Annotated in this window: 19 protein-coding genes; 6 read left to right on the top strand and 13 right to left on the bottom strand. The window is 55.0% G+C overall.

All coding sequences use genetic code 11. The features are described 5' to 3' along the window. Together AMR42_RS20730 and AMR42_RS18270 are read right to left on the bottom strand one after the other, a co-directional pair. A partial coding sequence (locus tag AMR42_RS20730) for an NACHT domain-containing NTPase (protein WP_158234542.1) occupies positions 1–2,944 on the bottom strand: 2,944 nt, incomplete at its 3' end. A gap of 191 nt (positions 2,945–3,135) precedes the next feature. Further along, the gene (locus AMR42_RS18270; protein WP_099535104.1) at positions 3,136–3,564 is read right to left on the bottom strand and encodes a nuclear transport factor 2 family protein; all 429 of its coding nucleotides are present in this window, start codon (positions 3,562–3,564) and stop codon (positions 3,136–3,138) included. 821 nt (positions 3,565–4,385) lie between these two features. Between AMR42_RS18270 and AMR42_RS18265 the strand changes: the two genes are divergently transcribed. Next, entirely contained in the window at positions 4,386–4,853 is a 468-nt protein-coding gene (locus AMR42_RS18265; RefSeq protein WP_099535102.1) for a DUF1824 family protein, read from the top strand. A 4-nt stretch (positions 4,854–4,857) separates the two neighbouring features. Continuing rightward, a complete protein-coding gene (locus AMR42_RS18260; protein WP_234407096.1) occupies positions 4,858–6,834 on the top strand; it encodes a metallophosphoesterase in 1,977 nt (658 codons plus the stop codon). A gap of 130 nt (positions 6,835–6,964) precedes the next feature. Here AMR42_RS18260 and AMR42_RS18255 read toward each other — a convergent pair whose 3' ends face one another. From AMR42_RS18255 to AMR42_RS18240, 4 genes are all read right to left on the bottom strand, one after another. Next, positions 6,965–7,366, bottom strand: coding sequence for a hypothetical protein (locus tag AMR42_RS18255; RefSeq protein WP_099535100.1), 402 nt, complete (start codon positions 7,364–7,366; stop codon positions 6,965–6,967). Between the two features lie 455 nt (positions 7,367–7,821). Further along, complete coding sequence (locus tag AMR42_RS18250) at positions 7,822–9,261, bottom strand: NAD(P)(+) transhydrogenase (Re/Si-specific) subunit beta (RefSeq protein ID WP_099535098.1); 1,440 nt, start codon at positions 9,259–9,261, stop codon at positions 7,822–7,824. A gap of 466 nt (positions 9,262–9,727) precedes the next feature. Then, on the bottom strand, positions 9,728–10,006 hold the full coding sequence (locus AMR42_RS18245) for an NAD(P) transhydrogenase subunit alpha (protein ID WP_099535096.1): 279 nt from the start codon (positions 10,004–10,006) through the stop codon (positions 9,728–9,730). Beyond that, positions 10,003–11,175, bottom strand: a complete 1,173-nt coding sequence (locus tag AMR42_RS18240; protein ID WP_099535094.1) for a Re/Si-specific NAD(P)(+) transhydrogenase subunit alpha — start codon at positions 11,173–11,175, stop codon at positions 10,003–10,005. The genes AMR42_RS18245 and AMR42_RS18240 overlap by 4 nt, the downstream gene beginning before the upstream one ends. A 658-nt stretch (positions 11,176–11,833) precedes the next feature. Between AMR42_RS18240 and AMR42_RS18230 the strand changes: the two genes are divergently transcribed. From AMR42_RS18230 to AMR42_RS18220, 3 genes are all read left to right on the top strand, one after another. Continuing rightward, the gene (locus tag AMR42_RS18230; RefSeq protein WP_099535090.1) at positions 11,834–12,175 is read left to right on the top strand and encodes a DUF3082 domain-containing protein; all 342 of its coding nucleotides are present in this window, start codon (positions 11,834–11,836) and stop codon (positions 12,173–12,175) included. A gap of 100 nt (positions 12,176–12,275) precedes the next feature. Continuing rightward, the gene (locus AMR42_RS18225) at positions 12,276–13,808 is read left to right on the top strand and encodes a cryptochrome/photolyase family protein (RefSeq protein WP_099535117.1); all 1,533 of its coding nucleotides are present in this window, start codon (positions 12,276–12,278) and stop codon (positions 13,806–13,808) included. A 65-nt stretch (positions 13,809–13,873) separates the two neighbouring features. Beyond that, a complete protein-coding gene (locus AMR42_RS18220) occupies positions 13,874–14,200 on the top strand; it encodes a nucleotidyltransferase family protein (protein ID WP_099535088.1) in 327 nt (108 codons plus the stop codon). 11 nt (positions 14,201–14,211) lie between these two features. Here the strand turns inward: AMR42_RS18220 and AMR42_RS18215 are convergent, their stop codons facing one another. From AMR42_RS18215 to AMR42_RS18190, 7 genes are all read right to left on the bottom strand, one after another. Then, a complete protein-coding gene (locus AMR42_RS18215) occupies positions 14,212–14,826 on the bottom strand; it encodes a hypothetical protein (RefSeq protein WP_099535086.1) in 615 nt (204 codons plus the stop codon). Between the two features lie 24 nt (positions 14,827–14,850). Continuing rightward, positions 14,851–15,306 carry a hypothetical protein gene (locus AMR42_RS20075; RefSeq protein WP_143473175.1) on the bottom strand — a complete coding sequence of 152 codons (456 nt, stop codon included), beginning with the start codon at positions 15,304–15,306 and terminating at the stop codon, positions 14,851–14,853. 94 nt (positions 15,307–15,400) lie between these two features. Further along, positions 15,401–15,835, bottom strand: coding sequence for a hypothetical protein (locus AMR42_RS20950; protein ID WP_199858241.1), 435 nt, complete (start codon positions 15,833–15,835; stop codon positions 15,401–15,403). Then, the gene (locus AMR42_RS18205; RefSeq protein ID WP_099535084.1) at positions 15,835–16,272 is read right to left on the bottom strand and encodes a Panacea domain-containing protein; all 438 of its coding nucleotides are present in this window, start codon (positions 16,270–16,272) and stop codon (positions 15,835–15,837) included. Before AMR42_RS18205 ends, AMR42_RS20950 begins: the two co-directional genes overlap by 1 nt. A gap of 180 nt (positions 16,273–16,452) precedes the next feature. Then, on the bottom strand, positions 16,453–17,763 hold the full coding sequence (locus tag AMR42_RS18200) for a CO2 hydration protein (RefSeq protein WP_099535082.1): 1,311 nt from the start codon (positions 17,761–17,763) through the stop codon (positions 16,453–16,455). A 127-nt stretch (positions 17,764–17,890) separates the two neighbouring features. Continuing rightward, the gene (locus AMR42_RS18195; RefSeq protein ID WP_099535080.1) at positions 17,891–19,417 is read right to left on the bottom strand and encodes an NADH-quinone oxidoreductase subunit M; all 1,527 of its coding nucleotides are present in this window, start codon (positions 19,415–19,417) and stop codon (positions 17,891–17,893) included. Between the two features lie 174 nt (positions 19,418–19,591). Then, positions 19,592–21,436, bottom strand: a complete 1,845-nt coding sequence (locus AMR42_RS18190; protein WP_099535078.1) for an NAD(P)H-quinone oxidoreductase subunit F — start codon at positions 21,434–21,436, stop codon at positions 19,592–19,594. Positions 21,437–22,126: 690 nt separating this feature from the next. Here AMR42_RS18190 and AMR42_RS18185 point away from each other — a divergent pair. Further along, positions 22,127–22,822: a lysozyme inhibitor LprI family protein gene (locus tag AMR42_RS18185; protein ID WP_158234541.1), complete on the top strand. Its 696-nt coding sequence runs from the start codon at positions 22,127–22,129 to the stop codon at positions 22,820–22,822. Positions 22,823–23,012 lie beyond the last annotated feature (190 nt).

Below are 23,012 nucleotides of genomic sequence, written 5' to 3'. Positions count from 1 at the left end.
ATTTTCGTACGTCTTCATGCAGATCGTCACGTACTCGTTCTTTGAGCAGGGGTAAGGTATCAGGATCATCTTTCCAATATTGGGAGATTGCCCACACTGCTAATGTTCGTACATTCTCATGCTGATCGTTACGTACCCGTTCTTTGACCATGGATACCGTATCAGGATCATCTTTCCAATTTTGAGTAATTGCTGTTACTGCGGCTCCCCTCACCTGACCATCCTGATCATTATTTACCCATTGTTTGAGCAGGGGTAAAGTATCAGGATCATCTTTCCAATTTTGAGCAATCGCTGTTACTGCGGCTCCCCGCACTTGACTATCCTGATCATTATTTACCCATTGTTTGAGCAGGGGTAAAGTATCAGGATCATCTTTCCAATTTTCAGCAATCGCTTCCACTGCAGCTCTCTGCACCTGACTATCCCGACCATTGTGCGCCCATTGTTTGAGTAGGGGTAAGGTCTCGGGATCATCTTTCCAACCCTGTGCCAACTCTCCCACTGCTACTTGCCTCACAATCCAGTTCTTGTCTGATCGCACTCGATCTTTGAGCCAGGGCAAGGTGCTGGGGGCATCTTTCCAAGTTTGGGCAATGGTCGTCACTGCGGATGCAGGAAAACAGGATTGCATCTTTCTCCCTAAGAGTGATTCAAACCAAGATTGGAGATTATCAGTATCTTGCCAAATTGCTGCAATTCGACTCAGTAAACTCTCGCCTGCTTCTCGATGAAAGTATCGATCATTTTGTTCGTTCGTTTCGGCTTGTAAGCGCTGCAAGAGATTCGCAAACACAGGTTCATTGAGATTAGGTTTGCGAATTTCCATTAAGCAATCAGCAGCCAATAAGAGGTTAACAATCGCTTCTTTAGTCAACCCTCTATTTTTCCAGCATTGCTGTCGATCGACCTCTACCGACAACAAAAACTCGATAATTTGCTCCACAAACTTTTGATCCAACTCCGACGCAATCAGCCGCAACACCTCATGCCACGACTCCTCCGCCCAATGCTTACCAAAGGTCTCCGCAATTAATGCCTCAATCGTCAGGGTTTGCGTTTCCTTGAAATCCCACAAAAACGACCCCGCACAGAAATATTCCAAAAACGTGCGATGCACAAAGGCATAGAGACCCGGCCCCACCAAACAGAGAATGAAATTGCGCTCCCGTAGTTGGCGGATCAGGCGCTTGGCGATCGCCCCAGCATTGTCCCGATCATTCGTTTTCAAATAGTCGCGAAATTCCCGCTCCAAATCCTCCTCGCGGATCAGGTTGCCGCGCAAACCATCGGGGCTGTCTTGCATCACCCGCGCCACCCGCCGCAACATCGCTTGCTTGTCGCGCAAATCTAGGGCCGCCTTGGCTAATTCCGGGTCACTTTCGAGCGCCCGTTCCACATCCCATTGATGCAACAACACCCGCGCCGCTTGTTCATACAGCGCAAATCGATCGCGCGGCAATTCCTGATGCAAATTCAAAATCGCCATCATCGTGAGCAACAACGGATTCCCGGCTAATTCGCGAATTTGCTTCGATTGTTGGACGGCACGGGCAAGGCGATCGTGCCGTAATTTCAAAAATTGTGCGTCCTTGCGCTTCACCAGTTGATGCCACTGGCTAATGAATTGATTGATCTGAGGTTCATCCAGATCTTGCAGCAGGAAATGGCGAAATTCTGCACCGCTGAGATCGTAGGGTTTGTAGCCAATCACGCGAGATGTGACGACGATTTTGGCTTGGGGATATTGTTCTGCCAGTCGGGCAATTTCGACCGTGATGGCTTGTCGTTCAGCCGGTTCAAACACCTCATCCAAACCATCTAAAAACAGCCAAGTACGACCCGTTTTTAAGCGCTGATCGATCGCCGATCGCGACAAATGCCCACAGAAACTGCCGGTTTCCATGAAGTCCAACAGGGTGTTACAGCGGCCATCCTGCCGATCATTGGCATATTGCTGTAACTCCACCACCAGGGGCACGATCGCCGCCTCCAACTCAGCGGGCGATCGCGTGTAGCCCTGCTCAAAGACCTCTTCCTCGGCCCATTCCAAGGCCAAGTAGCGCAACAGGGTGGACTTGCCCGCCCCCGGATCGCCCAAAATCACCAAATGCCGATCGTCCAGGCGATCGCTCCGTACCCACTCCAGCACTGGGCGCGGCGTTTGGTCTAAGTAGGCTTGGCGCAAACGTTCCAGCCGTTGTAAATCGCGCTCTGGCTCCTCCTCACCCAGTTCCGCCAGCCATTCCTTGGGCAGCTCCGCCTGTTGGGGCAAATAGTCCCGACATTCCCGCGCCGACGGCTCCACAAACACCGACCACAGCCGCAACCGATCTTCCTCGTAGGCGCGATCGTCCAGGGAAGTCAGGTTCAGGTGGCTGTAGCGATCGCGCAGTCGCTCGGCATAGGTGGCCAAGTCGCAACCCACGGCGGGCCCCAGGAGATCGACCAGCAAATCCGCCGTGGCCTGTTGCCCCTCCAGTAGTTGCGCTGTCAGTTCAAATTGGGCGATCGCCCGCAACTCAGGGGATTCCCGCACGATCGCTTGCACTGCCGATCGATATGCCGCCGCCACCGCCGCCCAGTCGAATCCCTCAGGCAGCGATCGCACGCCCAGCTCATCCCACAACGATTCCAGGGCGATCGGGTCGGGAGCCGTTTGCCGCAAGTTTAGCGCCATGCCCAGCAGCGCCACCCCGTCGCGATCCTTGATGAAGGTTTTCAGGGGCTTCACGTACTGCTCTGGCTGGCCACCCAGGCGATCGAGTTCCTGTTCCATGGCCGCCACAAAGGCCGCGAGCGATCGCCCCACGGTGCGCCCTTGGGCAGTAAAGGGCAACCGCTGCCAAGTGCTGAGGATCAGGTCGTCTTTGACGAAATCCTTCAGTAGGTCTTGAGCGATGTCCTGAGAAAAGTTGCCCAGCCACTCCCACAGGGGTTTCATCGCTGGACTCGTGGCTAAACTGACCAATCCCCACAACTCGATCGCCATGGCTCACATAACCCGTTTGTTGCCCTTGCTCGATTATGCGCGATCGCCCTGCAAGGAAACAGATGCGCGCCGCAGCCGATCGACCGTCAGGCCAAAAGGTTGGGGGATGGGTGGGTTTTGCAAGATTTTTGGACAGGGCAACATCAGCCCGATCGTTCCCAGCGGAACTTGCGATCGGCCTCGGCGATCGGCACATCGTTAATGCTGGCTTCCCGGCGCTGCATCAAGCCGTTGGGCGCAAATTCCCATTGCTCGTTGCCATAGGCGCGATACCACTGCCCCGAGTCCGTGTGGTACTCATACTCAAACTTCACGGAGATTCGGTTATCGGTGAAGCTCCAAAGTTCCTTCTTGAGGCGATAGTCCAGCTCATGACTCCACTTGCGGGTCAGGAACTCGCGGATTTTGTCCCGTCCCGCAAAGAATTCCGATCGATTGCGCCAAACTGAATCTTCCGTGTAAGCCAGCGATACGCGCTCCGGGTCGCGGGTGTTCCAAGCATCTTCGGCGGCTTGCACCTTGGCGATCGCGGTTTCGCGGGTAAACGGCGGCAGGGGCGGACGACTTTCCATGGCTGGAACCCTTATATGGTCACTTCGTAACGACAGTGGGAGCGGGTAGCGGCTCAAAAAATTCCCAAAAAAAATGCAGAGATCCGGCAGACGAATCTGCCAGGTCTCCGCAGCGGTGACACATCTCTCCACTACTCTTGCCTATATTGTTGCCTTGAAAGGGGAAAAAGTTCCAGCTTTTCTAAAAAATTTTTTTGCCCTGTCGAATTGCCCTGCCGAATTGCTCTGCCCGATCGCGCTGTGCATCACCCTTGATAGCCACTGAGAACGATTGTGCTTGGTATGATTTGCTTCATTGAGCAATCAAGCGCTTTTGACTGCTGATGCGAGAAAATGTTGTTTTAGCTTGAATTTTCCGTATTTTAGAGATTCTTTGCTGCTTCAAGCGATATGTATCTCTTGTTACTTGTGCCAGCAAAACACATTGATTGTTGCCGGATTTTTAACCGTCACATTTCCGGAATCAGAATTGAACAATCACGCTAAGGCTCTATTTCTCAGTGGAGGTTTCAGCGCAATTCTCCATGGGGTTGTTGCTAGCTGGGTGGGGCAAGATGGAGATGGGGATGAGAATTGGCCAGAATTTTGATCAAGATTGGCTCTAGCTGGTTTCCGGCCCTACGCTACGATTTGGGATCCCGGAATAGATTGCGACAGATGGGGGGGGAGCAACCATCGGGGAGCGATCGGGTGGCTTCGTTTGCAGGTTAGGTCATTTTTGGGCAACTTTAGGCGGATCGAATCCCGGATTGCTTGCAGTCTTGATTGCTTGCGGTGAAGTTTGCGGTGAAGTTTGTGGACAAGGGAAACTCTGGATTGCTATGGACAACTCAACTCGTCGATCGGATGCGTTAGGAACCAATGGGGCGGGAACGGCTCCCCTGTCGTTGCTGGAAGCCCAAAAGGTTTTGGCGGTGTTTAACTGTTTGGAAGAAGCGCCCAGTCTCTCGGAGAGTCAGCAGGCGATTATTCGATCGGCTCTGCGGACGGTGGTTCAGGAGGCGGACTGCGTGATTTTTGGAGTTTGTGCGGATTCGATCGCCCAAGGGTTGGCGGCCGTGCGGGCCTATGGGGCCGGTTTGGATCGTGAAGTGCCGCCGGAGCCGGAACGGCGGGGGGTGGCCAATCCGGAACAGCCGATTTATATCAAGTGCAACACCAACTCCCTGTTGTTTTATGCGGAACCCTACCAGGGTGAAAATCGAGGGGTTTTGGTGTCCTGTCAGTCCCATGTGGATGAGGAATTGAATGCGATGTATGGCCACCTACCCTTAGATTTGTTTGCCTAGGGCGATGGGGCGACGAAGGGGACGGTGGTTGAGCGATCGCGCCCGGGGGCTTGGCCGGTGGCAACGGATCCGGCAACTCCCGAAAATGGCGCGGGGCGGTGGCGTTTGGGGGCTGCTGTTGGTGTTGCTGGCGATCGGGGGGATGTTGGCGCTGAAAATGCCGCCCGTTCTGGGATCCGCAGCCCTGCACCCGCTTTCCCAGTGGTCGGCCCAGTTATCCGAGGGGGATGCTATGGAGCTTTTGACGGATCCGTTTTTGCAGTTGCCGGGGCCGGACTCGGTGCATGTGGTTTGGTTCACGGAATGGCCGGGCGATCGCCATTGGGTGGATTGGGGCGATCGGCTCGATCGGCAGGCCTTGGCTCAAACTCGCCGCTTGACTCGTACCCGTGAAGATGGCCAATCGCGACTGCCGGAGCGGGTGGCGGCCCAGCGGCCCGAGGGGGTGAAGGTTTGGGAGCGGCCCATTTGGCGACATGAGGCGATCGTTTCGGGGTTGCTGCCGGGCCAGTCGGTTCCCTATCGGGTGACGAGTCAAGGGGGCGATCGCGCCGTCAGTAGCGGAGTGTTTCGCCTGTCGCCCCAACCGCTGCCGGGCCAACCACTGCAACTGCTGTTGACTTCGGATCATCAACTGAAGCCAATGGTGGCGGCCAACTTGCAACAGGTGGTGGCCACGGTGGGCCGGGTGGATGGGGTGTTGTTTGCGGGGGACTTGGTGAATGTGCCCGATCGCGCTTCGGAATGGTTTGACGATGGGGGCGGTGGGGCGTTTTTTCCCTGTTTGCAAGGACGAGCCAATCGATCGCTCCAAGGTCACACCTACCAAGGCGGGGCTATTTTGCAGGAGGCTCCCCTGTTCGCGGCCCTAGGCAACCACGAGGTGATGGGTCGGGTGGGGCGGGCCCGAGATCTCAACCGGGAATTTTATGACACCGTGCCTCGCTGGGTCGCGCAACAGGGGGCCGCGCAAGCGCAACGGGGAGCGGGCGATCGGGTCTTAGATCCGGCCTCCGGCGAAGTTTCAGGGGCAACGTCGGGGGAAACACCAGGGGCTGCAATCAGCCTGGCCGCCTTGGCGGATCAATCGTTCAACACGCGCACCTATGAGGAAATTTGGACGTTGCCGACTAACGATCGGGGCGAGGGCAATTACTACGCCGTCAGCTTTGGGGATTTGCGGTTGGTGGTGTTGAACGTGACCCAAGCTTGGCGATCGCCCATTTTGACGGCGAAGTTTGGCGGCCGCTTCCACGAAGGCCAGCCCCAAAGTCCGATCGATTGGGGTTGGGGTCAGCATATTTTTGAATCGATCGCCCCGGGGAGTCCGCAATTTCAATGGCTCCAGGCGGAATTGGCCGGCGAGCCATTTCGCCAAGCCAAGTATCGCGTGGTTATGTTTCACCACCCGCCCCATACCTTGGGGGATAACAGCGTGCCGCCTTTCACGGATCCCATCCAGACGATCGAGCGGGATGACCTGGGCCAGGTGATGGCGGTGAAATATGCCTATCCGCGCGATCAAGATGTGATTGCCCAATATTTGTCCCCTCTGCTGGAATCGGCGGAGGTGGACTTGGTGTTGTATGGCCACTCGCACCTGTGGAATCGGTTCCGCCGTGGCCGCACCCACTACCTGGAAACGTCGAACGTGGGTAATAGCTATGGGGCGGCCTGGGGTGATCGGGGGCGATCGGGCATTCCGCCGGAGGGTAGCGGGTTTGAGCGATCGGACTATGTGGCGATCGGGGATCCCAATGGCTTGCCCCCAATTGTGCCCTCGATCGCTCCTTTGATTGATCCCTTGGATCAAACCCCTCAGCCCTACTTGGCCAGCAACGAAATCACCGCCTTCAGCATTTTGGATACGGCTGCCGGAACGGTCACTAGCTATGTTTTTGACCCCAGAAAGCCGGAGCAGCCCGCTCAACCGTTCGATCGGTTCACGATTGGGGCCCCGGCCAACGAGGGAGACCGTTGAGGAGCGAGTTGCTGCTCACGGGATCAACTTGATTCGCTCAGTCTGATTAATTCAACCTGATTAATTCAACCTGATTCGCTCAACCTGATTAACTCAGTCCGGTTAGCTCAGGTTGACTGGCTCAGTCCGGTTAGCGAGTACCAAACACCCGTTGCACACAGGTACGCGCAATTTGCATCATTTCCGGCGGCAGCTCATTGCTGTTCGATTGCTGCATCCGTTGGTAGAGATTCATGGTTTGCTGCAAGGTATAGCGCGACTGGAATTCCGCCAAGGAGCATTGGCAATATTGCGTAGCCTGCTGTTGGTTAAACTGGCCCGATTGTTGAGCCGATCGGGTGCAGCTTTGCAAAAAGGCGCGCGAAAATTCTGGCGGGTAAGCATTGCGCTGGGTCAGGCTCCCGATCGACTGGCGATCGGTCTCGATCGGCTCTGCGGCTTGGGCGCTCAAACCGGACGCAAGGCCCAGGGCCACAAAGCTTCCTACGATGGTCAACGATTGCAGCGCCTGGGTCGGAAAGTTACGTTTCATAGTGTCGTGGTTGTTTGAAATCAGCAGCCCACAGCCCACACCGTCAGCCCATCTCGCAAGACGGCACTAACGGGCCTGAGCAAAGCTACCCTCAGTCGATTTCAACCTTTGCATAGGTCAAGCCGAACGATCGGGAAAGTTGCGGGATCGTGATTGATCGCTCAAGCTCTCCAAATCAGTTCGGCTCATAATGGGAGCGGCGATCGCCCCCATGTGTTGATTGGCCCATGCACGGGTTGAGTTAACTGATTGAATTAAAAGACTCATCCCCGCACCCTTGGGTTGCAAGCTTTGAATGATTCAAGTCCTGGATGATTGCGAAGGCCCATCTGGAGTGCAGGTTGCAATTGACATCACAAACCCGCATAACCAACCCGCATAACCGGCCCGCACAACCAACCCGCACTCCGAACCTGCTTTGCAATCCCGATCGGGGATGGCGGTCTGTTTAATTCCTAGCTCAGTTCCTTAACGCTGGCCACCAGCTCAGACACTTTTTCTTTTGCGCTGCCAAACAGCATCATCGTTTTGTCTTCATAGAAGAGCGCATTATCCAAACCGGCAAATCCGGGGTTCATGCTGCGTTTAATCACGATCGTGTGTTTGGCGCGATCGACCTCCAGAATCGGCATTCCGTAGATCGGGCTTTGGGGATTGTCCCGGGCATCCGGGTTCACCACATCATTGGCCCCAATCACCAGCGCCACATCCACCCGTTCAAAGTCCGGGTTAATGTCGTCCAGGTCGCACAGTTGGGAATAGGGCACGTTGGCTTCCGCCAGCAACACGTTCATGTGGCCCGGCATCCGACCCGCCACCGGGTGAATGGCATAGCGCACATCAACACCCAACCGTTCGAGCTGATCGGCCAATTCCCGCACGGCGTGCTGGGCTTGGGCCACCGCCATGCCATAGCCGGGCACAATCGCCACCGATCGGGCATAGCCCAACATCATGGCGCATTCTTCCGGGTCGATCGAGCGCACCGTGTGGGAACCCGCATCGCTGCTGCCGCCGTCGCCCGTGGCCGTGCTGACGCTGCCAAATGCCCCAAAGAGCACATTGGTCAGCGATCGGTTCATGGCCTTGCACATGATTTGGGTCAAGATCAGCCCCGAAGCGCCCACCAGCGCCCCGGCAATCACCAGCATTTCATTGCCCAACACAAAACCCGCCGCACTGGCCGCCAGCCCGGACAGGGAGTTCAGCAGCGAAATCACGACCGGCGTATCAGCACCCCCGATCGGCAACACCACCAACACCCCCTGCACCAGGGAAATGCCCGTCAGCAGCCACAAAACCGTCAAATCGCCCGGGTGAATCAGCAAATAAGCACCGCTGGCCACAAAGCCCAGCAGCAAGCCGAAATTCACCGGTTGTTGCAGGGGGAAAGTGATGGGTGCGCCGGTTACCAGTCCCTGCAACTTGGCAAAGGCCATGAAACTGCCCGTGAGGGTCACGCCCCCAATCAGCAGCCCGGCAATGACGGTCACGGCCGTGTCGGTGGGAACCGGTGCGCCCGTGTTCACAATCCGCCAATATTCCGCCGCTGCCACCAGGGCCGAGGCCGCGCCGCCCAACCCGTTCAACAAGCCCACCATCTGGGGCATGTCGGTCATGGCAACGCGCTTGGCGGCAATCAGACCAATCACCGATCCCGCCACCAGGGTGGCCAACAGTGCGCCGTAGTTTACGGCGGAGCGATCGAGCAGGGTCACCCCGATCGCCATGGCCATGCCCACGGCCGCCAGCCAGTTGCCCCGGCGAGCGGTGGCGGGCGATCCCAACATTTTGATCCCCACAATGAACAGGGCCGCAGCGGCCAAGTTGCTTAGCCGGGCGATCGTTGTCCACCATTCAGCGGGCAAAACACCCGATACAAGTCCATCGATCATTCCTTATGTCCTCGCCCTTTGGTCTCAGGATGCTTCAAAATTCCAGCCTTTCATTGAGCCAAGCGTTGAATGAAGCGTTGAACGAACATTGAGTTAAGTCTTGAATCGAACCCCGAAATTGAACCCCGGAATTCAACCCCGGAATTCAACCTTTGGTGATCCCCTGCATCAAACCCTCAATTACATCCTGAATTTGTATCGGCTGACTTCGATTGGCCTTTGCTCCCGATCGCTTGCCCATTTTGAAGATGAAAAATAGCCATTGGGCGATGGAACAGTTGGACAATCGAGTCAGGCGATCGGTTTAGGAAAGGGTCATTGCTGGGGAATTTGGAGGTTGCTTCTCAGGTTGTTTTCAAGCCTTTTCAAGTTCAAGCCTTTTCAAGTTCAGGCCTTTTCAAGTTCAAGCCTTTTTCAGACCTTTTCAAGTGGCTGCTTCAAGTGGCTGCTTCAAGTGGCTGTCAGGCTATTTCTTAAACATTTGCAGCATTCGATCGGTCACCCAAAAGCCACCAACCACATTCACCATAGCCAGCACAATGGCCACCAAGCCCAGAATGGTGGGGCCGCTGAGTTGTGCTGCGCCGCCGGCCAAAATTGCCCCCACCACGGCAATTCCAGAAATGGCATTCGCACCGGACATCAAAGGGGTATGGAGCGTGGGAGGCACTTTGTTGATGATTTCAAACCCCACAAAGGAGGCCAAAACAAACACCACCAAACCCGTTACCAAGGTTTCACTCATGAGGCCAACACCATTGATTCAGCCGAAGGGGTTTCTGAGAGTGTGGCGACCAAATTTCGCACCCGATCGTTGCGAATTTCACCGCCGTGGGTGATGCAAACCGCATCCAAAATGTCATCGGCAAAGTTGAACACCGGTTGCCCATCTTTGATTAACCAGTCCAACAGGGCCGAACAGTTTTTGGCGTATTGCATACTGGTGTGGGTGGTGACCGTGCTGGCCAAGTGCATCGGGGCCAAAATTTGCACCCCATTCACCACATGGTCATGGCCCGGTTGACTGCATTCACAGTTACCGCCCTGTTCTGCGGCCAAGTCCACAATCACGGAACCGGGCTTCATTTGGGCCACGGTGTCGGCGGTGACCATGATCGGGGCACGGCGGCCGGGAATTTTGGCGGTGGTGATCACCACGTCAGCCCCGATCGCCCGTTCAGCCACGGTGGCTTGAATCCGAGCTTGCAAATTATCGGAAACCGCTTTGGCATAACCGTTTTGCCCGCTGGTTTCTTCCTCGATCATCATTTCCACAAACCGGGCCCCGAGGCTTTGCACCTCGTCGCGGGTTTCCGGGCGGATGTCAAAGGCTTCCACCACGGCCCCCAATCGGCGGGCGGTGGCAATCGCCTGCAACCCGGCCACACCCACACCCAACACCAGCACCTTGGCCGGCGGAATGGTTCCCGCCGCTGTGGTCAACATGGGGAAATATTTGGGCAGGGCCGCCGCCGCCAACAGCACAGCCTTGTAGCCGGCTGCGTTGGCCTGAGACGAAAGGGCATCCGCCACCTGAGCACGGGTGCTGCGGGGCACGAATTCTAGGGAAATCGCTGTGATGCCCCGTTCTGCCAGGGTTTTGATGGACTGAGGGCGATCGAGCGGCTCCAAAAAGCCCATCAACATCGATCCCGATTTCAGCCAACCCAGTTCCTCATCGGTGGGGGGCAAAACCTTCGTCACCAAATCCGACGTTTGCCACAGTTGAGCGCGATCGCTCGTCACTGTTGCGCCCGCCGCTTCATAGGCCGAATCCGTAAATCCTGCGCGTTCTCCCGCGCCGGTTTCCACGGCAATCGCTAGCCCTTTTTTGACCCAACGAGCTACCACGTCGGGAACCAGGGCCACGCGCCGTTCATCCAGCGCCACTTCTTTCACAACCGCAACTTTCATACGCGTTCGCTTCCGCGCAACTGCTTGCATCCTAGGCCGATCCCCCGGTTGCGATCGGAATTTTCAACTTGTCTTATCGATCGCGCGATCGAGTGATGACATTTATAACAACTTGCCTAAAGGAATTTGTTGCAATTTCACGAGCTTTCTCAAGAACGCTCATCGCCTTGAGAGATAAGCTTTTCCCTTTCTTTGAAGAAAAACAATCATCGTCAAAACCACTTCATTAGAGGAAAGGATTTTGCAGTGACTTTATTCCAGCAATTCTTAAGAACATCTTTAGGGAATTACTAGGTAAAAATAGGGATCAAATGCTCAAGGTGTTTGATTATACTGGAACTTGATTTTGAAAAACTCAAAATGAAGACAGAGCCGCTTTTTGATCCCATAGAAAACTTGATGAAGTTTCTGGGTTTCTTCATGAAGTTCTGCAACTAGCTTGTAACGAGCCAGGGAAAGTAACCCAGCCATCAGGGAGAGAATGGGTTGCCGACTGGCCCCAAATCGCCCCCGATCGCCTCGAATTCCCTCCAATTCACTCTGCCCTAACACGACTGAAGGGGAAATTCCCTGATCGCCCCGGGATCCGCCTTTGCGCGGTGGGAACGACCCGATCGGCTGTAAATTAAGGGGAGTCAGCGTTTAGCGCCGCCTTGCCATGACCTCCAAACCCAACCCCAAAACCAGCAAAACTACCCCCGAGACTCCCGCCAAGAAAATGCCCTCACCCCTGGATTGCCTGGGGGGGGCCGGGATTTCGGCGGCGATCGCGGTGGGAGCCGGCGCACTGACCTATAAAATTGCCCAAACCTTTGCCGCCCACCCCATCACCAGCACCAACCGCCTCACCCTCAGCATTGGCGGTGCGGTGCGTACCTTGGTGGTCGGGGTGGGAACCCTGGGAACCTTTGTCTTTAGCTTTGTGGCCCTGGGGTTGTTGGCGCTGATGGTGCAGCTTTGGGTGCAGGGGAACCGGGGCGATCGGCCCACCGATGCTTAGGAGCACTGGCTTAGGCGCACAAGCAGTAGAAATCGGTCGAGAATCCGTCAGAAATCGGTAGGGCGTAATGGGTGCGGAACTCCAGCAATTGAGCATCCCCATGAAAACGGGGGTGTGGATTTTGGGCGATCAACTGTGGCACGAGCAGGCGGCGTTGGTGGCCTGTGCGGGCGATCGGGCGCGGGTTCCGGTAATCGCGATCGAGTCCCTGGCCCACGTGCGCCAACGGCCCTACCATGCCCAAAAGTTGGTGTTGGTTTGGTCGGCCATGCGCCACTTTGTGCGGGAGTTGCAGGATATGGGCTGGCCCGCCACCTGGGCCGAGGCAGAAGATTTCGCCACGCCCCTGCGGGCCTGGGTGAGCAAACACCAAATCGATCGGCTGCTGGTGATGGCTCCGGTCGATCAGCCCTTTCAGCAAATTCTGAATCAGCTCGATTTGCCCTGCAAACTGGAGCAAATCCCCAATAACCAATTCCTCTGGAGCGAAGAAGAGCTAGCGGACTGGTTTGGCAGTCGCAAACGCTTCCTGATGGAAGATTTCTATCGGGAAGGGCGCAAACGATTCCAAATTTTGATGGAGGGTTCCAAGCCCGTCGGCGGCCAGTGGAACTTCGACAAAGACAACCGCCAACCACCCAAGGGGCCGCTACATCCACCCGCGCCGCTGGAATTTGCGCCCAATGAAATTGTGTTGACGGTGATCGAAAAGGTGCGATCGCTCGATTTGCCCACCTACGGATCGATCGACTCCTTCCGTTGGGCCACCACTCGATCGCGGGCCCTCGACGTACTCGACCACTTCATCGCCCACCGGCTCCGCACCTTTGGCCCCTACCAAGACGCGATGGTGACGGGCCAGGACACCCTGTGGCACGCCCTGCTCTCGCCCTACCTCAACATCGGGTTGCTGCACCCGCGTGAGGTGATCTTTGCCGCCGAAAAGGCCTGGCGCGATCGGGGTCTGCCGATCGCCAGCGTTGAAGGCTTCATTCGCCAAGTGCTGGGCTGGCGGGAATATATGCGCGGCATTTACCTGCAAGTGCTGAAGGCTGACGAGGAACCGCCCTACCCCGATCGCAACTGGTTTAACCACCAACATGCTCTGCCCCAGTGGTTTTGGAGCGGCAACACCGATTTGAACTGTCTGCGCCAGGTGCTGCAACAGGTCGATCGCACCGGCTATGCTCACCACATTCAGCGGTTGATGGTGTTGTCAAATTTTGCCTTGATTGCGGGTCTGAATCCCCAGGAAGTTGAGAACTGGTTCCACGCGGTTTTCATCGATGCTTACGATTGGGTGATGCAAACCAATGTGCTGGGGATGGGGCTATTTGCCGATGGTGGGGTGCTAGCTTCCAAGCCCTACGCCGCTTCAGCGAACTACATCAACCGCATGAGCGACTATTGCAAAGGTTGTCGCTATAATCCGCGCGATCGCACCGGCCCGAAAGCTTGCCCATTTAACTTTTTCTATTGGGATTTCCTGGCACGGCACGAGACCAAATTGCGATCGCAGGGGCGCATGAGCCTGATTTTGAAGCATCTGGAAAAAATCCCCGCCGAAGAAATGGCCGCAATCCGCGCCCTCTCCGTGGCCTGGCATCGCCAACAGCAATTATTGAATGAGTAGAGTATTGATATTGTTGATCTCCAAAGCTGGAAACTTGAGTTGAATGAAAGGTTAATCAGTCAACCATGACCGAACCAATATTGACCTTACCTAACAGCCCTCCCGATCGCGATCGCATCCTCGCCACGCTGCGGCAACTCGCTCCCGATCTTCACCAAAGATATGGTGTAACCCGGCTTGGTATTTTTGGTTCAGTGGCCCGCAACGAAGCCAAGCCTGATAGCGATATCGATATCGTCTTGGAATTGACCGTGCCTGACCTATTCACAATGGTGGATATCAAAGCAGATTTAGAGCAAATTTTCCAACGTTCGATCGACCTAATTCGTTATCGCCCGCGCATGAATCCCTATCTCAAACGCCGGATCGATCGCGATGCAATTTATATCTGAGGCTTAGGATATCAAGGCTCCAAGATCTTGACCAAAATTCGGAGCAAGCTCTCCAAATCATCAGGCACACGATAAAGAATTAGGCTTTGCTCCACTTGCTTCTGCGATCGATTCAAGCGGCCAAATTGCCAAACATCACCCGTAGACACCGCACCCAACAAATAATCTTGATCGCTATCTGTCCATTGATCCAGCGCAATTAACTCCACCGCCAACTGCGTAAACCCACGCGCTAAATCAGCATTCTTCGCCTCAATCACCAGCAGCTTTTGTGCCGCATAAAGATAATAATCAAGAGAGCCTTTCAGTTGCTCATTAACCATTAAGGGATATTCAATTCGCAGTTGCGCCCGCGTGTAATGCACCACATCCAACAACAATGGTGCAATTAACAATTCCCGCCGAGCCGCTTCACTGCTGAGGCTAATGTAAGGCAAGCTCTCTTGAATGCGTGTTTTTAGATCTTCCAGGCGATCGAGCGGTGCATTGCTGTGGGGCAAGACCAGGCGCGATCGCTGCAACGTATAACCAAACTCCGCCAAAATATCGTCTGGCTCATAGGCCATCTCAAAATATTCCTGGAAGTGATAGGACTGACCCGGACGCAGAATGCTTGGTCTAGTCATCGCAAGTCATCTCCAACCACAGCACTAAAAATGAAAAAGCCTTGCTCCTTCATGCAAACAAGCTGTTACCTGGGCCGAAACGCCTAAATTACGCATTCGCTCCAATGAACGGTAATTGTCATGTTGGCCGGAAGTAAAGTCCAGTGAAAATGACAACTCAGTGACACGACCGTTAGGGTTAATCAAAAATTGACGAGCGCTAGACATCTCACCAGACAAAAAAGATATATCACCCCAACCCCGATAAATTGTTGGGTCAGACATGTGCTCCAAACTATCAGCAGTTGCGCCAAGATAGCGTCGAACCGCTTCTTTCATAGATGCCGCTTGAGCCGCTGAACCCACATAAGCTTGGGAATTTTGGGGACAAGCTCGCCGCAATTGCTCCCAATTAACTGTTTGCGCTGACGTGGGAGTTGCAACCAAGGCTAATCCAACTAGAGCGATCGCCGATTGACGAAGGATGAATAATCCCAGCATAAATGACTGACTTCAAAATTATTTCTAGTGTATTTCTGGAAGCGATAGGATTGCCCTAAACGCAGGCTCTAACATTAGGCTAACTCTGATCCTATTAACCATGCTCATATAGATCGAATTTGGGATCTAGCCAAATTACATGAAACACGTCCCGAATACGGTATCCCACCATCGGCACTTTGCCAGAGAAACGCAGGGCAATGAAGAAATCCACATCTTCAGTGATGTGGTTGGGAATAGGAGCTCTGATGCTCTCTCGGGCAATTTTTTCGGCCCCTAAACCATGACGATCAGCTGCCCAAATGTCTCGCCAAGTCATTTGACTGTGTTTCCATAAGGCTTTGGCAAAGTCCGCTTGTTCACGCCGATCGCAAGCATCCAAATCAAACTCGGCTTGTAAGTGGCGCAGGCAGAAGATGGGGTGAGTCTGATCATAGTTCAGAATCTTTTCAACAGAGGGTTCAGCAATTCTCCCCCGTCCTGGTGATGATGGGATGGTGGGTGACTGGATGCGTTTTCTCTTACCCATTACCCTGCTACAAGCTGACTTTTAAAATAGTCGCGCATGAGATCGTGGGCGATCGCGCAATCTTTTTCTGTGCTTGTCCAGGGTTTTTCCTGGTGCGTTAAATTGGCCAGCACTGTTCCTGTGTACTTACCAAAAACACTATAAACTTCATCAATCAAATCACGAGTATCACTGTCAATTTTTTCAGGATTAAAGTCCTTATTTTCAGGTAGTGAATTGCGCCCAAAATCTTTGTACTGGACGTAAATTTCTGGAATCACTGGTCCATATTGCCAAGCCCTGATTTCGTCTGTGAAAAGTGGGCAATCTAGCAAGGCTAGGTGAAACCCCTGTGCGTAGTAGAGTAATTTTTGGAGTTTCATATTGGTAATGTTGCCATCCTCTTCAAGGTTGGCAAGATGAATAAAATAGCTTGCAATATCGGCAGCTTTATACATATGTTTACTCCAAACTCGTAACCAATTTTATTGATTACTATTGTCAATTACAGTATAGCAAATTCAGATTGCACTGATTGCTCGGGAATAGAGCACCACCCAAAAAAATCGGGCTAGTGGGACACACTAACCCGATCGCCCGGCCGCTCAAGTAGAGCAAGCAACTCTTAGGAAGGAAACTTAGCGGTAATCGCGATTTTGGATGTCGCGCAGGCGAGCTTCGGGGCGCTTGAAGCGATCCATTTGCGCCTCAAAGAATTTGCGGTTGGCCATCAGGTGTTCCGGGTTTTCGTCATCCAGCGGATAGAGCAGGGCTGCCCGCAGTGCTTGGATGACGGCGGAGGTGACACAATACATCGATCGCTGGAAGGTAATTCCAAGCTGGATCAACATATCGTCCTCGCCCCGGCAATGTTGGTGATAGTAATCCAACAGGTATTGCGGCAGGAAATGCAACATATCCTGCATCAACTGTGTGGGCGGAATTCCGGCGGTTCCGACGGGGAACACGTCGGCGTACAGAATGCCGTAATGGAAGTCCGCTTGCTCGCTGGGTACTTGACCTGCCTGGGCGTTGTAGGACTTAGTTCCCCGGAACGGAGCCGTGCGATAAAACACCGCTTCCACGTAGGGCAATGCGGCATCGTAGAGCCACATGAAGCCCTTATCTTTGGGAACCAAATCAAACCATTCACCGCGAATATTTACCCGGTGATAGATGGGACGACCGGAAATCGCAAAGATGCCATTAATCAGGAAGTTCATGGCATCGGGCACGCCCTTGAAGCCACCTTCATCGTAGATGTCCGACATTTCAAAGAACACCGGAGCCATGATTTCCCAGAACAGCCCCAAGTTGCTGTAGTAGGACATCATTCGGCATTGTTCAATGAAGGCTTCGGGGAAGAGTTTATACATCCCCAACATGATCGGATTGCCTTTGAAGTAGGCTTTGATGGCGCGATCGCAATTTTGGCGATATTCCTCGGTGTTCAGGAAGTCATCAAACCGATTCACGCCCGCATACATTTTGCGATGCCAGAGCATGGCCTGCATACAGGCTTCCGCGAATTCCATGTTCACCCGATCGTGCCACAGGTGATGGAACAGCTTCGGCATTTTGACCGTTTCACCCTTGCTCATGAATTCGAGCAATTCTGGGTGGGCTGTAGCAATGCCGCGCCAAATTCGCAGGTCGGCGGTGTCGCCTGCGTAGTGGTTCGGCAGGTCTAAATATTTCTGGGGTAGGAAATATTTAAAGAAGGGAAATGGATTCAGGAAAACTTCTTCGGCGATGTAGAGCAAGTCCCGCCAATAGAAGTCCATCGGCACCGCATAGGCCTTGTAGATCCCGATGATTTGCATCAGGTTTTCCGGCGTGTCGGGCAACATTGCGCCGCCCGCTTCCAGACGATGGATTACTTCCGCAAATTCATGCTGCGACGGGGGAATTTTGGGGGCGGTGTCCGGTTTGATTGGGGTCTGAACCATGATGTTGTGGGGAAATTTCCAAGGTTTCAGAGAAGTCTGGAGAGGGGCAATTACACCCGATCGATCGCTTAACGGTGGGTCAACCTGTGGGGGGCGCACGGCTGTGCGCCCCCACCCGGATCTGTCCTTAATCGATCGCGGGGGCCGACCGGGCTGGTTTGGTGGGGGCGATCGCCACCGGTTGGTTCACCGTGGGAATCGCGGCGATCATTGCGTCCGTGGTCGGCTCGATCCACTTCACCAGCCAGGTGGGTTGAATGCCCAGCCAGACGATCAGCGCGGTCAAAATCAGACCCGGCAAGTGCTCATCAAACCGCACGGCGGGATAGTAGGCGGTGGCGTTGTCCAGGCGGCCAAAGCAGGTGCGATTCAGCAAAATCACGAAGTACACTGCCGTCAGCCCGGAAGCCAGGATACAGAGCAGCGAAATCACGGGGTAGGTGGTGAAGCTGCCTTGGAACACCATGTATTCCGCCACGAAGCCGACCATGCCGGGGATGCCGGCGCTGGCCATGCCCGCCAGCACCAACAGGCCGCTGGTCAGGGGCAAGCCGCGAATCGGACTCATCAACCCGTTCAGCTTGTCCAGGTCGCGGGTGCCGACTTTCTTTTCAATCACACCCACCAGGTAGAACAGAATCGCCAGGATCAAGCCGTGGCTGACCATTTGGGCCACAGAACCCAGCAACGAGAGGGGGTTGAGGGCGGCGGCGGCCACGATGATGTAGCCCATGTGCCCGATCGAGCTGTAGGCCACCATCCGTTTGATGTCCTTTTGGGCGATCGCGGTTAATGCGCCATACATAACGCTGACCACACCCACCAGCGCCAGACCCGGGGCGATCGTCCCCCAAGCATCGGGCAGCAGACCCAAGCCGTAGCGCAACAGCCCGTAAGTACCCAACTTAGCCAGCACACCGCCCAGCAACACCGTGGTGGCCGGCGACGATTCCACGTAGGCATCGGGCAGCCAGGTATGCAGCGGCACGAGGGGAATCTTGATGCCGAAGCCAACGACCAACAGCAGCAGGCAAATCAGTTGAGCACTGTCAGACAGCTTTTTGATGTCGATTTGCCCAATGTCAAAGCTGGTGGAGCCACTGAGCCAGGTCAGGGCCAGGAAGCCTGCCAGGACAAGAATCCCGGAAATGGCGGTGTAGATCAGAAACTTGGTGGCCGCATAGCCGCGTTTCTGTTCGCTACCCCAAATCGCGATCAGCAGATAGAAAGGAATCAGCTCCAGTTCGTAGAACAGGATAAACAGCAGCAGGTTTTGGGCCAGGAATGCGCCGTTAATCCCGGCGATCGCCAGCAAAATCATGGCGTAGTAGAGCCGGGGCCGCTGCAAGTCCCGATCGCTGCTGCAAATGGCGATCCAAGCCAGCAGGGCGGTCAAGCCCACCAACGGCAGGGACAAGCCATCCACACCCAGGCTGTAGCTCAAGCCCAGTTGCGGAACCCAGGGCAAATATTCGGTCATTTGCGCCCCGATCGCATTCACATCGACCTGGGCAAATAAATACAACGTCCACAGGGCGATCGCGCTGGCCACGGCCAGGCTCACCTTTTTCAGTAGGGCGGAGTTGGGCTGACCGGGCCACAGACCCACCAGGGCCGCCCCGATCGCCGGAATTAAAATCAATGCGCTCAACATAGGCTTTTACTGTGACATTGCTGTGATTTACGGCTGTAGTCAAACGACGCGCTAACGCTGAATCACTGGGGTAGCAAGGGGCTTAAGCCCCTTGTCTGGTCTGGGTTCCGGGTAGGGGCGCACCGCCGTGCGCCCTTACGAGTTGACCCCATGACAATCGAGAACGATCGGAACCTAGGGAACCGCCGGGGCCAAAATCGGCCAAGCGACCAGCGCCCCAAACAGCACCACCCCCAACAGAATCGACAGGGCATAGAACTGCACTTGGCCCGTGGTGTTGTAGCGCAAGCCTTGGCCACCCACCACCGTCAGCGCCCCGACCGCATTCACAAAGCCATCGACAATGAACCGATCGATCCAGAACAGCACGCCGGACACAGCGCCCACCACCAGCACGATCGTGTTGCGATAGAGCTTCGCCGTATAGAGGTCATAGGCAAAGAAATCGCGAATCGGAGCCGGAATCGAATGCACCGGCTTGGCCACCTGCGGATTCAGGTACAGGGCCGCCGCTGAACCCAAGCCCACCAGGGACGAGGTTGCCAGGGCGATCGCCTCCGTGGCCCCTAGGCTCGGCAACACCTGCCATTGAATCAACAGCAACGGCAGGTGCAATACCACGCCCACCATCACCAGCGTTGAGAAACTCATGGGCCAGAGCACTTCCGGGGCCCGCTCGGTCATGGGGGACTCGGAGCCAAAGAACACCAATCCAAAGGTACGCATCAGGCTAAAGCCCGTCATGCCGTTGATCAGCAGCAGGGCCGCAAAGATCAACGGTTGATTGGCATCCAGCAGCGCACCGCCCAAGGCCGCCAACGACCAGAAGCAGCCCAGGGGCGGCACGGCCACCAAGCCCAGCATCCCTACCAGGAAACCGGGGCCCGCTGCCGGGCGCTTGGGCCACAGGCCGCCCAACTGAGTGATGTCTTGGGTGACGCAGTTGGCAATCACGCAACCGGCGCTCATGGTCAACAGCACCATGGCCACGGAATAGGTCAAGCAGAGCAGCAGAGCCAAATTCAACTGACCAAAGCCGATCGCCACGAACACCAAGCCCATGTAGGCACTGGTGGCGTAGGACAGCACGCGCTTAATGTCGATTTGGGCGATCGCGATCGCGCTGCACAGCAGGGCCGTCACCAAGCCCACTGACCATTCCACCGTCACCGCCACGGGCGACAGGGCAATCACCGGCTGGAATTTCACCAACACCCAAGCCCCGATCGGAACAACCACCGCATTTCGCAAAATCGATGCGGGCAGCGGCCCTTCCATCGCTTCATCCAGCCACAGGTGCAGCGGAATTTGGGCGCATTTCCCGATCGGCCCAGCCACCAGGGCCAAGCCCAGCAGAGTCGCCACGGTGGGGTCAAGTTCCGCCGTCTTGGCCCACTCGGTCAAGTCCGTAAAGTTCCAAGTCCCGGCGATCGGCAGCAGGGCCACCACGCCCATCAGCAACACCAAGTCCCCCACCCGCTTGGTCAAGAACGCATCGCGCGCCCCCGTCACCACCAGCGGCTGGCTGAACCACAGGCCCACCAGTAGGTAAGTGCCCAGGGTCAGGATTTCTAGAACGATGTAGCTGAAGAATGCCGAGTCGCACAGCACCAGCAGGCACATGCCGCCTTCAAACAAGCCCAGCAAGGAATAGAACCGGGCCCAACCCCAGTCCATTTCCATGTAGCCCACGGCGAACAATTGCGCCAGGAAGGTAATCCCGGAAATCAGGGCCATCGTGCCCACGTTCACCACGGAAGCCTTGAGGTCAAGATCCACATTCAGCCCCGCCGCATCCAGCCAGTTAAAGGAAATGGTGGCTTCCGGCTGGTTCCAAATCAGGGGCAGGGCGATCGCGCTATGTAAAAACGCTAGGCCCGTAGACAGAATGTTGAAATAGCCCGCCGGTCGCGGGCCGGTGCGCCGAATGAAGGCCGGCGACCAAAGCAGGGCCAACAGCCCGCCAAAGAGGGCGTAGGTCGGCACCAGCCAAAGGTTATCGATAATCCAGCGATCCATAGGCGGTTTCCATGGGAATCAGGGTACGAATAGCAGGTTTCGGGCGCAGAATTTTGGGCCGCAGAGTCTGAAACAGACAATGCAGCAACGCAGTCCTGTTATGCAAGTTTAAGAATGCTTTAGTTGTTTTTAAGATTACTGGGTTCAAAAGGGAAAATCTATAAGCAAATGCTTGGAAACTCCGATGAAGGGTCTAAGTGTGGCTTATTGCTAATCCCTGACATTTAGGATCCCTGTGAGGGCCGATCGCCAGGGCCAATCAAGAGTTTTGGGTCAATGATCCGGATGACGATCGCGCTGTGGGGCTGTAAAGGACTATGAGACGGACGGCAACGGGCGATCGTGACTGATCAGAACTGATCAAAATAGTTGATCAGCAATCTGACATTGCTAAGTATTTATTACTAAGTATTGATCGCTAGACCATGATCCTGGATCTGAGCCACAGATTCGATTAATGGATTTAACTGAAGGATTCGATTTGAAGATTCGATATCCCATTCCCTCAAAATTCAATCCCCTCAAATCCCAAGTGATTGAATAGGCATCAACTGGGCAACGAATCTCATCAGCATTGAACAAGTCAGCAAATATGGGGATTGAATCATGGTGCACCACCCACTGGCGCAATCATCGGTAAAAACTGGTTCGCAAATGAGTTCGCAGATGGACTCAGAGATGAATTCAGAGATGAATTCGCACAATCATTCCCCAACTTGGATCCAGCAGCGAATCCAACGATCGGCCCCCGGATGGTTGGGGCTATGGCTCTTGGGGGCGATCGCTGGGATGGGAATGGTTGTTGGGGTGGGGGTTTTGCCCGCTGCGGCCCAGGCTCAGGATTGCCGGGATCCGCAAGATCAAACCACCATGAACCGCTGCGCCTATGAAAGCTGGGAACGGGTCGATCGCACCTTAAATCAAACCTACCAACGGGCGATCGTCCGGCTCAGTGCCCCCCAACAGCAACAACTGGTGAGTGCCCAGCAAGCTTGGATCACTTTCCGCGATCGGCACTGTGCTTTTGCGTCTGGTGAGTTTGAAGGCGGCTCCATGCAACCGTTGATCGAATGGAGTTGCAAGGAGATCGTGACCCAGGAGCGGCTGAACGATTTGCAGGCCTATCGCCGAGGCACAACTCCTCCCGCCGGTCGCCTCAGCCAACCCGCTGCGGATGCGGCTTTAAATCGCGCCTACCAAGCCCTGTTGCAAGCCCAGTCAGGCAGCCAGCGATCGCGCCTGATTGCGGCTGAGGAGGCCTGGATTCGGTTTCGAGATCGCGCCTGTGCCTTTGAACAAAGCCTGCAATCAACGGGCGATCGCTGTGTGATTCGCTTATCCGATCAGCGCACCGTTGCCCTGGAAGAAGCCTTGAGCAACCGTTGACCCCAGGGAACTGGTCTGGGGGATGGTGATCAAACTTGAATTGATCAAACTTGAATTGACCGAACTTGAGTTGAGTGAACTAATTTGGGGAATTTCGACTGTTTTTGTAAATTTTTTTGTATCAATTCAACTTTGTAGAGTGAGCCGTCAACCAATTGCTCCCGGCGCAGGGAGTGGCGGCGGCCCCCGA

Source organism: Limnothrix sp. PR1529, from assembly GCF_002742025.1.
In the GTDB taxonomy this organism is placed as follows: domain Bacteria; phylum Cyanobacteriota; class Cyanobacteriia; order CACIAM-69d; family CACIAM-69d; genus CACIAM-69d.
Note: the sequence above shows the minus strand (reverse complement) of the source record. Positions and strands in the feature narration are given on the sequence as shown.

Bases quoted from the DNA above. Each gene is read 5' to 3' on its own strand.
- AMR42_RS18270 (WP_099535104.1), bottom strand. From the start codon at position 3,564: ATGGAAAGTCGTCCGCCCCTGCCGCCGTTTACCCGCGAAACCGCGATC.
- AMR42_RS18265 (WP_099535102.1), top strand. From the start codon at position 4,386: ATGGACAACTCAACTCGTCGATCGGATGCGTTAGGAACCAATGGGGCG.
- AMR42_RS18260 (WP_234407096.1), top strand. From the start codon at position 4,858: ATGGGGCGACGAAGGGGACGGTGGTTGAGCGATCGCGCCCGGGGGCTT.
- AMR42_RS18255 (WP_099535100.1), bottom strand. From the start codon at position 7,366: ATGAAACGTAACTTTCCGACCCAGGCGCTGCAATCGTTGACCATCGTA.
- AMR42_RS18250 (WP_099535098.1), bottom strand. From the start codon at position 9,261: ATGATCGATGGACTTGTATCGGGTGTTTTGCCCGCTGAATGGTGGACA.
- AMR42_RS18245 (WP_099535096.1), bottom strand. From the start codon at position 10,006: ATGAGTGAAACCTTGGTAACGGGTTTGGTGGTGTTTGTTTTGGCCTCC.
- AMR42_RS18240 (WP_099535094.1), bottom strand. From the start codon at position 11,175: ATGAAAGTTGCGGTTGTGAAAGAAGTGGCGCTGGATGAACGGCGCGTG.
- AMR42_RS18230 (WP_099535090.1), top strand. From the start codon at position 11,834: ATGACCTCCAAACCCAACCCCAAAACCAGCAAAACTACCCCCGAGACT.
- AMR42_RS18225 (WP_099535117.1), top strand. From the start codon at position 12,276: ATGAAAACGGGGGTGTGGATTTTGGGCGATCAACTGTGGCACGAGCAG.
- AMR42_RS18220 (WP_099535088.1), top strand. From the start codon at position 13,874: ATGACCGAACCAATATTGACCTTACCTAACAGCCCTCCCGATCGCGAT.
- AMR42_RS18215 (WP_099535086.1), bottom strand. From the start codon at position 14,826: ATGACTAGACCAAGCATTCTGCGTCCGGGTCAGTCCTATCACTTCCAG.
- AMR42_RS20075 (WP_143473175.1), bottom strand. From the start codon at position 15,306: ATGCTGGGATTATTCATCCTTCGTCAATCGGCGATCGCTCTAGTTGGA.
- AMR42_RS20950 (WP_199858241.1), bottom strand. From the start codon at position 15,835: ATGGGTAAGAGAAAACGCATCCAGTCACCCACCATCCCATCATCACCA.
- AMR42_RS18205 (WP_099535084.1), bottom strand. From the start codon at position 16,272: ATGTATAAAGCTGCCGATATTGCAAGCTATTTTATTCATCTTGCCAAC.
- AMR42_RS18200 (WP_099535082.1), bottom strand. From the start codon at position 17,763: ATGGTTCAGACCCCAATCAAACCGGACACCGCCCCCAAAATTCCCCCG.
- AMR42_RS18195 (WP_099535080.1), bottom strand. From the start codon at position 19,417: ATGTTGAGCGCATTGATTTTAATTCCGGCGATCGGGGCGGCCCTGGTG.
- AMR42_RS18190 (WP_099535078.1), bottom strand. From the start codon at position 21,436: ATGGATCGCTGGATTATCGATAACCTTTGGCTGGTGCCGACCTACGCC.
- AMR42_RS18185 (WP_158234541.1), top strand. From the start codon at position 22,127: ATGAATTCGCACAATCATTCCCCAACTTGGATCCAGCAGCGAATCCAA.